The sequence below is a fragment of the Nocardioides aequoreus genome (genome assembly GCF_000720335.1).
In the GTDB taxonomy this organism is placed as follows: Bacteria; Actinomycetota; Actinomycetes; order Propionibacteriales; family Nocardioidaceae; genus Marmoricola; species Marmoricola aequoreus.
Genome location: NZ_JOJN01000005.1, coordinates 79,153 through 92,457 on the forward strand (window position 1 = coordinate 79,153; position 13,305 = coordinate 92,457).

At 73.5% G+C, this 13,305-nt stretch carries 13 protein-coding genes and 1 rRNA gene; all 14 read right to left on the reverse strand.

The window, feature by feature from the left end:
- Positions 1-5 precede the first annotated feature (5 nt).
- A complete protein-coding gene (locus IG63_RS23290; protein WP_425411791.1) occupies positions 6-278 on the reverse strand; it encodes a hypothetical protein in 273 nt (90 codons plus the stop codon).
- A 68-nt stretch (positions 279-346) separates the two neighbouring features.
- Complete coding sequence (locus IG63_RS0111570) at positions 347-1,183, reverse strand: ParA family protein (RefSeq protein ID WP_030484527.1); 837 nt, start codon at positions 1,181-1,183, stop codon at positions 347-349.
- A 572-nt stretch (positions 1,184-1,755) separates the two neighbouring features.
- Positions 1,756-2,718, reverse strand: a complete 963-nt coding sequence (locus IG63_RS0111575; protein ID WP_051706640.1) for a site-specific tyrosine recombinase XerD — start codon at positions 2,716-2,718, stop codon at positions 1,756-1,758.
- Positions 2,719-2,731: 13 nt separating this feature from the next.
- Complete coding sequence (gene ald, locus IG63_RS0111580; RefSeq protein WP_030484529.1) at positions 2,732-3,847, reverse strand: alanine dehydrogenase; 1,116 nt, start codon at positions 3,845-3,847, stop codon at positions 2,732-2,734.
- Between the two features lie 66 nt (positions 3,848-3,913).
- Positions 3,914-5,035, reverse strand: a complete 1,122-nt coding sequence (locus IG63_RS0111585; RefSeq protein WP_030484530.1) for a dipeptidase — start codon at positions 5,033-5,035, stop codon at positions 3,914-3,916.
- On the reverse strand, positions 5,032-5,643 hold the full coding sequence (locus IG63_RS0111590; RefSeq protein ID WP_036195272.1) for an NUDIX domain-containing protein: 612 nt from the start codon (positions 5,641-5,643) through the stop codon (positions 5,032-5,034). Before IG63_RS0111590 ends, IG63_RS0111585 begins: the two co-directional genes overlap by 4 nt.
- Entirely contained in the window at positions 5,644-7,350 is a 1,707-nt protein-coding gene (locus IG63_RS0111595; protein ID WP_425411788.1) for a CTP synthase, read from the reverse strand. It abuts the gene before it with no gap.
- 118 nt (positions 7,351-7,468) lie between these two features.
- Positions 7,469-9,178 carry a DNA repair protein RecN gene (gene recN, locus IG63_RS0111600; protein ID WP_030484533.1) on the reverse strand — a complete coding sequence of 570 codons (1,710 nt, stop codon included), beginning with the start codon at positions 9,176-9,178 and terminating at the stop codon, positions 7,469-7,471.
- Positions 9,175-10,140 carry an NAD kinase gene (locus IG63_RS0111605; protein ID WP_084597056.1) on the reverse strand — a complete coding sequence of 322 codons (966 nt, stop codon included), beginning with the start codon at positions 10,138-10,140 and terminating at the stop codon, positions 9,175-9,177. The genes recN and IG63_RS0111605 overlap by 4 nt, the downstream gene beginning before the upstream one ends.
- A 2-nt stretch (positions 10,141-10,142) precedes the next feature.
- Positions 10,143-10,976 carry a TlyA family RNA methyltransferase gene (locus tag IG63_RS0111610; RefSeq protein WP_030484535.1) on the reverse strand — a complete coding sequence of 278 codons (834 nt, stop codon included), beginning with the start codon at positions 10,974-10,976 and terminating at the stop codon, positions 10,143-10,145.
- A gap of 3 nt (positions 10,977-10,979) precedes the next feature.
- A complete protein-coding gene (locus IG63_RS22670; RefSeq protein WP_157210141.1) occupies positions 10,980-11,156 on the reverse strand; it encodes a hypothetical protein in 177 nt (58 codons plus the stop codon).
- 9 nt (positions 11,157-11,165) lie between these two features.
- The gene (locus tag IG63_RS0111620) at positions 11,166-12,170 is read right to left on the reverse strand and encodes an HAD-IIA family hydrolase (protein WP_030484536.1); all 1,005 of its coding nucleotides are present in this window, start codon (positions 12,168-12,170) and stop codon (positions 11,166-11,168) included.
- The gene (locus tag IG63_RS0111625; RefSeq protein ID WP_157210142.1) at positions 12,167-13,048 is read right to left on the reverse strand and encodes a tetratricopeptide repeat protein; all 882 of its coding nucleotides are present in this window, start codon (positions 13,046-13,048) and stop codon (positions 12,167-12,169) included. The genes IG63_RS0111620 and IG63_RS0111625 overlap by 4 nt, the downstream gene beginning before the upstream one ends.
- A gap of 93 nt (positions 13,049-13,141) precedes the next feature.
- Positions 13,142-13,258 (reverse strand): 5S ribosomal RNA (gene rrf / locus IG63_RS0111630).
- Between the last annotated feature and the right edge of the window lie 47 nt (positions 13,259-13,305).

Sequence of the window (13,305 nt, forward strand, 5' to 3'; positions counted from 1 at the left end):
GGCCCTCACCGGGCGAGCAGACGGCGCACGATCTCGCTGTCCTCGCCGTTGCTCTCGAGGTCGGCGAGCGCCATCGCCACGGCCTCGCGCACCAGGCGCCCGCGGTCGACGGCGAGACCCTGGTCGCGCCGCAGCGTCAGCCGGGCGTGCTCGAGGTCGAGCAGCTCCTCGGCGGTGACGTAGACGGTCATCTTCTCGTCGTGGCGCACGCGGCCGCTCGAGCGCCGGGGGGCCGGCTCCTCGGCCGCCTGCACGACCCGGGACGGCTCGTCCGGCACGGCCCGCACCTCGCGCTGCTGCTGCTGCGGCGCACTCGGACGGAAGAGGTCGTCGGCGGCCGGCAGGCTCACGCGTCGGGGCACCGGACGAGCACCTCCCGGGCGAGCTGGCGGTAGGACTCCGCGGCCGGGGTGCTGCCGGCGTACGTCGTGATGGGCTCGCCGGCCACGGTCGAGTCGCTGAACTTCACGGTGCGCCGGATCACGGTGTGGAAGACGGTGTCGCCCCACGCCTCGACGAGCCGCTGCATGACCTCGCGACCGTGCAGGGTGCGGCCGTCGTACATGGTGCCGAGCACGCCGTCGACCTGCAGCCGCGGGTTGAGCCGCTCGCGCACCTTGTCGATGGTGGTCTTGAGCAGCGCGACCCCGCGCAGCGCGAAGTACTCGCACTCCAGCGGCACGATCACGCCGTCGGAGGCGGTCAGCGCGTTGACGGTGAGCAGGCCCAGCGACGGCTGGCAGTCGATGAGCACGACGTCGTAGTGCTCCAGCGCCGGCGCCAGCACCCGCTGCAGCGTCTGCTCGCGACCGACCTCGTGCACGAGCTGCACCTCGGCCGCGGAGAGGTCGATGTTGGAGGGCAGCAGGTCCATGCCGGGGACGCCGCTGGGCACGACGACCTCGTCGAGGGCGACGTCGCGCTGCATCAGCAGGTTGTAGACCGTGAGGTCCATGGTGTGGGGGTTCATGCCCAGGCCTACCGACAGCGAGCCCTGCGGGTCGAAGTCGACCAGCAGCACCTTGCGGCCGTACTCCGCCAGCGAGGCACCCAGGTTGATCGTGGTCGTCGTCTTGCCGACGCCGCCCTTCTGGTTGCACATCGAGATCACGCGCGCCCGGTCGTGCGCGGCCCGCGGACCCGGCGTCGGCAGCTGCGGCATGGGGCGCCCCGTCGGCCCCATCACGACCTCCGGCTGCTCGACGGGCTGCTCCACGGTCGTCTCCACGACCGGCTGCTCCACTGCGGGCTCGACCTCGGGCTGGGCCTCGCGCTGCCGGAAGGGCAGCACCCTCTCCTGGGGCGTCGCGCCGAGTGGCGGTCTCACCGACGGGGGCATCTGCGAGGCTGACGTGCCGTACGACCCGTATCCGTCGGGACCACTCATCTGCTCACTCCTCCTGGCGAGGCTTCCCCACCCCACCGGTCACGCCGACTCGACCACCCGGACCCGGGGACTCTAGGAGCGCCCACCGGAGGCCACAAGTCGACATTTGTTGTCCACACCATCGTCGGCCCGCTGGGGATCCGATGTGGGTCGCGGCACGCCGTGGACCCCCATATTCCTCATCACCTGTGGACAGACCTGTGCACCCGCACTGGCCCACCTCTGGGCCCACCTCCCCGCCGATCCGCCCCACATGCACGCCCACCCGCCCCACATGCACGCCGATCCGCCTCGTATGCCGGCATCTCAGGCGGATCGGCGCGCATCTCAGGCGGGTGGGCGCAGCAGAGACGGGGACGACGCTGGGGTCAGCCGAGGGCGCGGGGGTGGGAGGCGGCGTACACCTCGCGCAGGGAGTCGACCGTGACGAGCGTGTAGACCTGGGTCGTGGTCACCGAGGCGTGGCCGAGCAGCTCCTGCACCACGCGGACGTCGGCCCCGCCCTCCAGGAGGTGGGTGGCGAAGGAGTGGCGCAGCGTGTGGGGGCTGATCTCGGCGGTGACGCCGGCCCGGTCGGCGGCCTTGACGAGCACCGACCACGCGCTCTGCCGCGAGAGCCGGCCACCCCGCGCGTTGAGGAACATCGCGCCCCGCGCGCCGCCCGACTCCGCCAGCGCCGGCCGCCCCCGGGTGAGGTACGCCGCCACGGCCTCGCGGGCGTAGCGCCCCACGGGCACCACCCGCTCCTTCGACCCCTTGCCGCGCAGCAGCACGGTGTGGTCGGCGGGGTCGTCGGAGGCCAGGTCGAGGTCGTCGACGTCGAGCCCGACGGCCTCCGAGATCCGGGCGCCGGTGCCGTAGAGCACCTCCAGCAGGGCGCGGTCGCGCAGCGCCAGCGGGGTGCCCGGCGCCCCGGCCGCCTCGAGCAGCTGCTCGACGACCCCGAGCGGGACGGCCTTGGGGAGCCGCTTGGTCGGGCTGGGTGGCCGGACCGCGGCCGACGGGTCGTGGGTCGCCAGACCGTCGGCCAGCGCGAACTTGTGGAAGCCGCGGACCGCGACCACCGTGCGGGCCGCCGAGGTCGCCGACAGTGGCTGGTGCTCCGCGTCGCCCTCGCGCAGCGCCACCAGGAAGCCGGTGACGGTCTGCTCGGTGACCTCGTCGAGCGAGCCGACGCCCTGGGCGTCGAGGTGCCCGAGGTAGCGCCGCAGGTCGCGCTTGTAGGAGCTGACCGAGTTGGGCGCCAGGCCGCGCTCGACGACGAGGTGGTCGAGGTAGGTGCGCACGGCCCGCACCAGCGGGCCCGGCCCCGGGGCGGCTGCCTGGCTCACGTCGGCTCGGACCTCAGGCCAGCACCTCGTCCAGCGAGACCGACGGCATCCCGTGCGCCGTGCCCACGGGCTCGTTGGTCACCTGACCGGCGTGGGTGTTGAGCCCCAGCGCCAGCGAGGCGTCGGCGCGGCAGGCGTCGGCCCAGCCCTTGTCGGCCAGCGCGACGGTGTAGGGCAGCGTGGCGTTGGTCAGGGCGTACGTCGAGGTGTTGGGCACGGCGCCGGGCATGTTGGCCACGCAGTAGAAGACCGTGTCGTGCACCGGGAAGGTGGGGTCGGCGTGGGTGGTGGGCCGGGTGTCCTCGAAGCAGCCGCCCTGGTCGACGGCGATGTCGACCAGCACCGCGCCGGGCTTCATCCGCGAGACCAGGTCGTTGCTGACCAGCTTGGGCGCCTTGGCGCCGGGGATCAGCACGGCACCGATGACGAGGTCGGCCTCCAGCACCTGCTGCTCGATCGCGAGCTTGGACGACGCCAGCCCGCGCACCCGGTTGTCGTAGCGCCAGAACGACATCCGCAGCTTGTCGAGGTCGGTGTCGAGGAGCGTGACGTCGGCGCCCATGCCCAGCGCGATGTTGGCGGCGTTCTGGCCCGAGACCCCGGCCCCGATGACGACGACCTTCGCGTTGGCGACGCCGCCTACGCCCCCGAGCAGGACGCCGCGTCCGCCCTGGGCCTTCATCAGCGAGTGCGCGCCGACCTGCGGCGCGAGGCAGCCCGCCACCTCCGACATCGGGTAGAGCAGCGGCAGCGACCCCGAGGGCAGCTGCACGGTCTCGTAGGCGATGCCGGTGACGCGGCGCTCGACCAGCTCGCGGGTCAAGGGCTCGTCGGCGGCGAGGTGGAGGAAGGTGAAGAGCGTCAGCCCCTCGCGCATGCGGTGGTACTCCTCGGCGACCGGCTCCTTGACCTTGAGCACCATCTCGGCCCCGCCCCAGACGTCGTCCGCGGAGTCGATGATGGTGGCGCCCGCGGCGCGGTAGTCGTCGTCGGAGATCTGGGAGCCGACGCCGGCGTCCTTCTCGACGGTGACCTCGTGGCCGTGGGAGACCAGCTCGTGGACGCCGATCGGCGTGATGGCCACGCGGTACTCGTGGTTCTTGACTTCCTTGGGCACACCGATGCGCAACGTGGGCTCCTCCCCTGGGGCGGTGCCGGTGAGTCTATGCCGGGGTGACCCTGCTCACGGATCGGGTCACGACAAGCCGGCGTCGCCCATCGCGCGCAGCACGTTGCGGCACGTCAGGGCGGCCAGGTCGTCCCGGCTCCAGCCCCGGTCGGCGAGCGCCTGCAGCAGCCGCGGGTAGCCGGTGACGTCGTCGAGACCGGCGGGCAGCGTCTCGACGCCGTCGTAGTCGCCGCCCAGCCCGACGTGCTCGATGCCGGCCACCTCGCGCACGTGCTCGAGGTGTGCGACCACGTCGGCGAGGGTGCTGACGGGCTCGGGATGCGTGGCGGCGTACGCGCTCTGGAAGGGGTGGTACGCCGTCAGGTCGGTGTGGCGGATCCCCTCGGCCAGCGCGGCCCGCTGCACCTCCTCGTCCCACTGCGCCACGGCGTTGCTGACGAAACGGGGCACGAAGGTGACCATGCAGACCCCACCGTTGTGCGGCAGCCGGGCGAGCACGTCGTCGGGCACGTTGCGCGGGTGCTCGGTGACGGCGCGTGCCGAGGAGTGGCTGAAGATCACCGGCACCGAGGTCGTGTCGAGGGCGTCGCGCATGGTGCCGTCGCTGACGTGGCTGAGGTCGACCAGCATGCCGATGCGGTTCATCTCGCGCACCACCTCGCGGCCGAAGTCGGAGAGACCTCCCAGCACGGGCTCGTCGGTGGCGGAGTCGGCCCACGCGACGTTGTCGTTGTGGGTCAGCGTCAGGTAGCGCACGCCCAAGCGGTGGAGCATCCGCAGGGTGCCGAGCGACCCGCCGATCTGGTGGCCGCCCTCGGCACCCATCAGGCTCGCGAGCCGTCCCTGCGCCCAGGCACGCTCGACGTCGGCCACCCCCGTCGCCGGGGCGAGCCGGTCGGCGTAGCGGGCCAGCATCGCGTGCCCGGCGTCGACCTGCTCCAGCGTCGCGGTCAGCACCTCGGCGGGGGCCAGCGTGGAGGGCACGTAGACCGACCAGAACTGCGCGCCTAGGCCGCCGGCGCGCGCCCGCGGCAGGTCGGTGTGCAGCCCGTGGGCCCGGCACGCCTCGGTGTCGGTGAGCTCGGCGCGCGCGAAGTCGTAGCCGACCCGCTCGCGCAGCGCCCAGAGCAGGTCGTTGTGGCCGTCGAGCACCGGATGCTCGTCCAGCAGGGCGCGGACGTCGGTCACAGCCGCCCCCGCCGCCGGAGCGCGTCGTAGGAGAGGACGGCGGTGACCAGGGCGCTGGTGGTGAGCCGCCCGTCGAGCACCGCCTCCACCATGTCGTCGACGGGCGCCCAGAAGACCGACATCTCGGCCTCCTCCGCCTGGAGCTCGAAGTCGCCGCGGTCGACGTGGCTGAGCCCGCGCGCCAGGAAGAGGTGCTGGCGCTCGGCGGTGATGCCGACGCTCGGACGCAGCGTGCCCAGGTCGCGCCACTCGTCGGCGGCGAGCTCGACCTCCTCGCGCAGCTCTCGCCGGGCGGTCTGCAGCGGCGGCTCGGCGCTGTCGAGCACGCCCGCGGGCAGCTCGACGAACCAGCCCGGGCCGGCGTGGCGGTACTGCCGCAGGCAGGCCACCCGCTCGCGGTCGTCGACCGCGAGCACCACCACCGCGCCGGGGTGCTCGAGCACCAGCCGGTCGCGGGCGTCGTCGGGATGACCCGGACGGTGCACCCGGTCCTGTCGCAGGTTCACGATCCACGAGCTGCGGTAGGCGTGCTGCGAGTCCGTGACCGGCCAGCTGCCCGGCTCGTCGGTCAGCTCGGACGCGACGGCCGTGGGAGCGTCGGGGCGCACTCAGGCCTCGACCGCGGCAGGGGCGTCCTCCGCGACGACCTCCGTCTCGTCGGCCACCCAGCGTCGCCGGAGCGCGCTCTCCTCGAGCGGGATCTCCAGCTCGCGCTGCCGCTGGATCGCGGCGCCCACCAGGCCCGCGAAGAGCGGGTGGGGACGGGTCGGGCGTGACCGCAGCTCCGGGTGCGCCTGCGTCGAGACGTAGTAGGGGTGCACCTCGCCCGGCAGCTCGACGAACTCGACGAGCTCGTCGTCCGGGGAGGTGCCCGAGAAGACCAGGCCCGCCGACGCGAGCTGCTCGCGGTAGGCGTTGTTGACCTCGTAGCGGTGCCGGTGGCGCTCCTCGACCCGTGCCTCGCCGTACGCCGCCCGCACCACGCTGCCCTCGGCCAGGTCGGCGGGGTAGAGCCCCAGCCGCATGGTGCCGCCCAGGTCGCCGGCGCCTTCGACGAAGGCCTTCTGCTCGGCCATCGTCGCGACCACCGGCTCGGGCGCCTCGGCGTCGAACTCGGTCGAGGCGGCCTTCTCCAGGCCCGCGACGTTGCGCGCGAACTCGATCACCATGCACTGCAGGCCCAGGCACAGGCCCAGCGTGGGGATCTTGTGGGTGCGGGCGTAGGTCAGGGCGCCGAGCTTGCCCTCGATGCCGCGGATGCCGAAGCCGCCGGGCACGCAGACCGCGTCGACGTCGCCGAGGCGGCGGGCCGCCCCCTCGGGGGTGGCGCACTCGTCGGAGGGCACCCAGGAGATGTTGACCTTCGCCTCGTGGGCGAAGCCGCCGGCGCGCAGCGCCTCCACCACCGAGAGGTAGGCGTCGGGCAGGTCGACGTACTTGCCGACGAGCGCGACCGTCACCTCCTCGTTGGGGTGGTGCACCCGGCGCAGCAGGTCGTCCCACAGCGTCCAGTCGACGTCGCGGAAGGGCAGGTTGAGCCGGCGCACGAGGTAGGCGTCGAGTCCCTCGCGGTGCAGCACCTTGGGGATGTCGTAGATCGACGGCGCGTCGGCCGCCGTGACGACGGCCTCCTGGTCGACGTCGCACATCAGCGAGATCTTCTTCTTCACCGAGACGGGCAGCTCGCGGTCGGCGCGGCACACCACCGCGTCGGGCTGGATGCCGATCGAGCGCAGCGCCGCCACCGAGTGCTGCGTGGGCTTGGTCTTCAGCTCCTGGCTCGGACCGATCCACGGCACCAGCGAGACGTGCAGGAAGAAGACGTTGTCGCGGCCCACGTCGTGGCGCACCTGACGGGCCGCCTCGAGGAAGGGCAGCGACTCGATGTCGCCGACGGTGCCGCCCACCTCGGTGATGACGACGTCGACGTCGTCACCGCCCATGGCGAGCACGCGGTCCTTGATCTCGTTGGTGATGTGCGGGATCACCTGCACCGTGTCACCGAGGTAGTCGCCACGTCGCTCGCGTGCGATCACCGAGCTGTAGACCTGCCCGGTGGTGACGTTGGCGATCTGGCCGAGGTCGGTGTCGAGGAAGCGCTCGTAGTGACCCACGTCGAGGTCGGTCTCCGCCCCGTCGTTGGTGACGAAGACCTCACCGTGCTGGAAGGGGTTCATCGTCCCCGGATCCACGTTGAGGTAGGGATCCAGCTTCTGCATGGTCACGCGCAGGCCACGGGAGCGAAGCAGTCGACCCAGGCTCGAGGCGGTCAGCCCCTTGCCGAGGGACGAGGCGACGCCTCCGGTCACGAACACGTGCTTGGTCGGCTGCGCGGCTACCAACGAGGCTCCCCGTGGGCTCGATCTGCGTCCATCTCCACGGGGTTCGAGCCTAACAGGGATTTCGACCGAGCACGTACGCCGACCCGCCCACCTAGGCGCGTCGTGCCATCTCGAGGAGCTCCTCGGCGTGGGCCATGGCCGAGTCGGATGCCTCGAGGCCGGCCAGCATGCGGGAGAGCTCGCGCACCCGGCCGGCGTCGTCGAGCAGCTCGAGCCCGGAGGTCGTGACCGAGCCGTCGCTCGACTTGCGCACCACCACGTGGCGGTCGGCGAAGGCGGCCACCTGGGGCAGGTGGGTGACCACCAGCACCTGGGAGTGCCGCGCCAGCGCGGCGAGCCGGCGTCCGATCTCGACGGCGGCCTTGCCGCCCACCCCGGCGTCGACCTCGTCGAAGACGAAGGTGGGCACCGGGCGCGTCTCGGCCAGGCAGACCTCCACGGCCAGCATCACCCGCGAGAGCTCACCACCCGAGGCGCCTTTGCCGAGGGCGCGCAGGTCGGAGCCCGTGTTGGCGGCCAGCAGCAGCTCGACCTCGTCGACGCCGTGGGGCCCGAAGGCGACGGTCTCGCCGTCGATCTCCAGACCGCGCTCGTCGAGGCTGCGCGAGACCCGGGCCTCCACCTGGGCGTGCGGCATGGACAGGCTGTGCAGCTCGGTGGTCACCCGGTCGCCCAGCCTCGCCGCCGCGTCGCGACGCAGCGCGAAGAGCGCGGCGGCGTCGTTCGCCAGCGCCGAGCGCAGGTCGCGGCGCTCGGCGCGCAGTCCCTCGACCCGCTCGTCGCTGGTGTCGAGCTGCAGCAGCCGGCGAGCGGCGTCCTCGGCCCAGGCCAGCACCTCGTCGATCGTCTCGCCGTACTTGCGCTGCAGGGCGGTCAGCGCCGCTCGGCGCTCGGAGACCCCCGCCAGGCGCGCCGGGTCGGTGTCGACGGACGTGGCGTAGGACGCCACGTCGGCGGCCACGTCGGAGAGCAGGTAGCTCACCTCGGCCACGCGGTCGGAGAGCTCGGCCACCCGCGGGTCGTGCTCGCGCACGGACTCCAGCGCCCGGCGGGCCGCCGAGACGGTCGCCAGGGCGTCGGGGCTGCCGTCCTCGGCGGAGAGCGACTCGCGCGCCGTCTCCGCAGCGGCACGCAGGGCGTCGGCGAAGCCGAGACGGGCCTCCTCCGCCGCGAGCTCGGCGTCCTCGCCGGGTCGCGGCTCGACGGCCTCGATCTCCTGGAGGCCCAGCCGGAGCACGTCGGCCTCGCGGGCCCGCTCCCGGGCGGAGCCGAGCACGTCGCGCAGCTCCTGCTCCACCTCGCGCAGCCGCACGTACGCCGCGCGGTAGCGCTCGGCGACCGGGACCAGCGGCGCGCCGGCGAAGGCGTCGAGCGCCTCGCGCTGGGCCTCGGGACGCAGCAGGCGGTGCTGGTCGGACTGTCCGTGGACGGCGACCAGGGTCTCCCCCGCGGTCGCGAGCACCCCGGCCGGCACCGCGACACCGCCGAGGTAGGCGCGGGAGCGGCCCTCGGCCGAGACCTGCCGGGCGAGCAGCACCGAGCCGGCCTCCGCCTCGGCGCCGTGCTCCTCGACCAGCGCCTCGAGCGGACCAGCGGCGACCACGCCCTCCACGCGCGCCGCCCGGCTCCCGCTGCGCACGCGCCCGGAGTCGGCACGACCGCCGAGCAGCAGCCCGAGGGCCGTCACGAGCATCGTCTTGCCGGCGCCGGTCTCGCCGGTGATCACGCTCAGACCGGGGCCGAGCTCCAGGACGGACTCGTCGATCACCCCGAGCGAGCTGATCCGGATCTCCTCGATCACGGCTCCACCTCGGCCTCCTGCTGGCGCCGACGACGCTCCGCGGCGCCTCGCCAGCCCTCGACGGAGAGACCGAACTTGGCGACGAGCCGGTCGGTGAAGGGCGCCGTGTGGAGCCGTGCCAGCCGCAGCGGCACCGTCCCGCGGCGCACCTCGATGCGGGCACCGGGCGGCAGGTCGACCGTGCGGCGGCCGTCGGCCCAGAGCACGCCGGCACCCTCGTTGCGGGGAAGCACCTCGACGGCCAGCGTCGACGACGGCGCCACCACCATGGGGCGCGCGAAGAGCGCGTGGGCGCTGATGGGCACCATGAGCAGGGCCTCGACCTCGGGCCAGACCACGGGGCCGCCCGCGCTGAAGTTGTAGGCGGTGGAGCCCGTGGGGGTGGCGCACACGATGCCGTCGCACCCGAAGCGGCTCACCGGCCGGCCGTCGACCTCGACGACGACCTCGAGCATCCGCGAGCGGGCGGCCTTCTCGACACTGGCCTCGTTGAGCGCCCAGGTGGTCTCGAGGAGCTCCTTGTCGCGGAAGACCGACACCTCGAGGGTGAGCCGGTCCTCGCTGGTCCACTCCCGCGCCACGACGCGCTCGATGACGGTGTCGACCTCCTCGCTCTCGGCCTCCGCGAGGAAGCCGACGTGACCGAGGTTGAGGCCCAGCACCGGGGTGCGGGTGCCGTGGATCAGCTCACCGGCACGCAGGATGGTGCCGTCGCCACCGATCACGAGCGCCAGCTCGCACTCCTCCGCGCCCACGGCGTCGGCCGTGACCGTCTCGACGAGCGCGCCGGAGGGCAGGTCGACCTCCTTGGCCTCGTCCTCGAGCATCCGCACGACCAGGCCGTGACCCAGCAGCGAGGTCACGACGTCGCGGGCGACGTCTCGCGCCTCCGCGCGTCCGGCGTGCGCGACGACCAGGATGCGGCGCAGCTCCTGGTCGGGGTCGGCCGGCGTCGTCGTCACGCTCACACCCTCTCACCCGGGTCCGTCAACGAGGCGGAGCGCGCCACCCCCGCCGCGATGTCGGCGTCGGTGAGGCTGCGCGGCCCCTGGCGCAGCCACACGAAGAACTCCACGTTGCCCGAGGGGCCCGGCAGCGGGCTGGTCGCCACGGCGCGGGCACCCCAGCCGGCGGCGGCGGCCACGCCGACGACGGTGCGCACGGCCTCCGCCCGCAGCCCGGGGTCGCGCACGACGCCGCCCCGGCCGAGCCGCTCCTTCCCGACCTCGAACTGCGGCTTGACCATCAGCGCCAGGTCGCCGTCGGGACGGACCACCCCCAGCAGCGCGGGCAGGACGAGGGTGAGCGAGATGAAGGACAGGTCGCCGACGACGACGTCCACGGGACCGCCGGTGAGCTCGAGGTCGAGGTCGCGCACGTTGGTGCGGTCGACGACCCGCACCCGCGGGTCGTCCTGCAGCCGCCACACCAGCTGGCCGTAGCCCACGTCGACGGCGACCACCTCGCGCGCGCCGGCGCGGAGCAGCACGTCGGTGAAGCCACCGGTGGAGGCGCCCGCGTCGAGGCAGCGTCGTCCGTCGACCGCCAGGCCGAGCGGGCCGAAGGCCTCCAGGGCCCCCGCCAGCTTGTGGCCGCCCCGGCTGGCGTAGTCGGGCGCGGTAGCATCGGGGCGCACCACGAGGTCGGCATCGGTGGTGACGGCGGTGGCCGCCTTGCGGGCGACCTCCTTGTTGACCGTCACCCGTCCGGCGGCGATCAGCTGTGAGGCGTGCTCGCGCGAGCGCGCGAGCCCGCGGCGGACGAGCTCGGCGTCGAGCCGCAGCCGACGAGGCGCCACGCCTCAGCCCTGCGGGTCGTCCTCGCCCGCGAGCACCCGCCGCAGGCCGGCGTGGACCGACTCGTAGGCGGCCACGTGCTCGGCGACCGGCCGCTCCTCGAGGTCCTGCAGCGGCCGCAGCAGCTCGGCGAGGTCGTCGCCGGGGACGGCGGCCGGGCGGTCGGAGGGCAGCTCGCTCATGGGCTCACGCTACCCGGGAGGGCGTACGCCGTCGGTCGCGACAGGCTCGTCGTGCGTGTCGAGGTGGTGCCAGGCGACCTCGGCCACGACCCGCCACCAGTCGGCCACCTCCCCGTCACCCTCGACCACCAGGTGAGCCTCCTCGACCCGGGCGGTCCAGCCACCGAGGGAGGCGACGCCGTCGCTCCCCTCGGGGGCCGGCTGGGGATCGGCCAGCGCCCGGAGGTCGGCGCCGACGTACGTCGGGCGCTGCGCGGGCGACGCGGCGACGAGCTCCGGCAGGCCGGTGACCCCGGTGAGCACGAGCAGGCTCGGCCAGCCCAGCGTCACCGCACCCTCGATGTCGGTGTCGAGGCGGTCACCGACCACGAGGGGTCGCTCTCCGCCCACCCTGGCCAGCGTCTCCTCGAAGAGCGGTCGCTGGGGCTTGCCCGCCACCACCGGCTCGCGGCCCGCGAAGCGCGCGACCATCTCGACCGCCGCGCCGTTGCCGGGAGCGAGGCCCCGTGCCGTGGGGACCGTGAGGTCGGTGTTGCTCGCCACCCACGGCAGTCCCTCGGCCACGAGCTGGGCGCCGAGCGACATCCGGCTCCACGGGACGTCCGGTCCGTAACCCTGCGCCACGGCGACCGGATCGTCGTCGAGGGAGGTCACGGGTCGCAGCCCACGCTCCCGCAGCGCGTGGTCGAGACCGTCGCCGCCCAGCAGCAGCACCGCGCTGCCTGCCGGCAGCTCGCGCGCCAGCAACGAGGCCGCCGCCTGCGCGCTCGTCACGACGTCGTCGTCGGAGGCCTCGACGCCGAGGGAGCGCAGGTGCTCGCCCACCGTGCTGGGCGTGCGGGAGGCGTTGTTGGTGACGAAGGCGAGGTGCATCCCCTGCGCCTGGGCCTCGTTGAGCGACTCAGCGGCGTGGGGCACCGCCTCACGGCTGCGGTAGACCACGCCGTCGAGGTCGAGCACCGCGACGTCGTGCACCTCGCGCAGCGGTCGAGAGGAGGCGCCGAGACGACTCACGCCTGCGGCTCCTCGCGCTCCAGCTGTCGGGCGCGGTCGCCCGCGTCGGTCGCTCGCTCGGGGTCGACGGCCTCCGTGCGGTGGAACCAGGTCAGGGCGTCCGACGTGCGGCCCGCCTCGACGAGCGCGTCGGCGTACGCGTAGCGCAGCCGCGCCACCCAGGGCTCCCGCGACTTCGACATCAGCGGCGCGTTCTCGAGCGTGCGCAGGGCGGCGTCGAGCTCGCCGCGGTCACGCCGGGCACCGGCCTCGACGATGGTGAGCTCGGCCAACAGCGGCGGCGCCAGCTTGTCGCGGGGTGCGTTGCGCACCGTGGCGAGCGCCTTGTCGGGCTTGCCGAGCGCGCGCTCGCAGTCGGCGATGATGGCGACGTAGTCCTGGGCGCCGTTCATCCGCTTGGCGGCCCGCAGCTCGGTGAGCGCCTCCGCGTACTCGCCGGCGGCGTAGGCCGCCTCCCCCACGGCCTCACGCACCACGGCCAGCCGGCTGGCGCGAGCCCGCGCCGCCAGGGTGTGCTCGTACGCCGTGCGCGGGTCGCGGTCGATCAGCTCCCCCGCAGCCACGAGGTGACGGGCCACCCGCAGCGCCAGCTTGTCGGGCAGCGAGCGGAGCTGGGCCGAGATCGAGCGGTCCAGCTCCTTGCCCGTGACGTGCTCGGGGATCTCGGGTCCGTCGTAGCGCTGCTGCGACTGGGTGCGCGCCGCGGCGTCGTCGCCACCCCGACCCTTCCAGTCACCGCGGCGATCACCACGGCCCCGCTCGGGCGGACCGCTGCGTCCTCCCCGGTCACGACCTCGCCGCTCACCGTCACGGCTGCCACGGGAGTCGCGACCTCCCTGACCGCCACGCTGCTGACCTGAGCCTCGGGACTCCGCCACGACCTGCACCTCTCCTGCTCCGCACTACTGCTCGACAAACACAAAAACGACTGAGGGCCGCTCCTTGACGGAACGGCCCTCAGCCTAAGAATTGTCCGGCGACGTCCTACTCTCCCACGACCTCCCGGTCGCAGTACCATCGGCGCTGAAAGGCTTGACTTCCGGGTTCGGAATGGAGCCGGGTATTTCCCTTTCGCTATGGCCGCCGAAACTCTATGGAGTTAGATCTCGACAGTCCCCTGATGAGGGGGACTGGC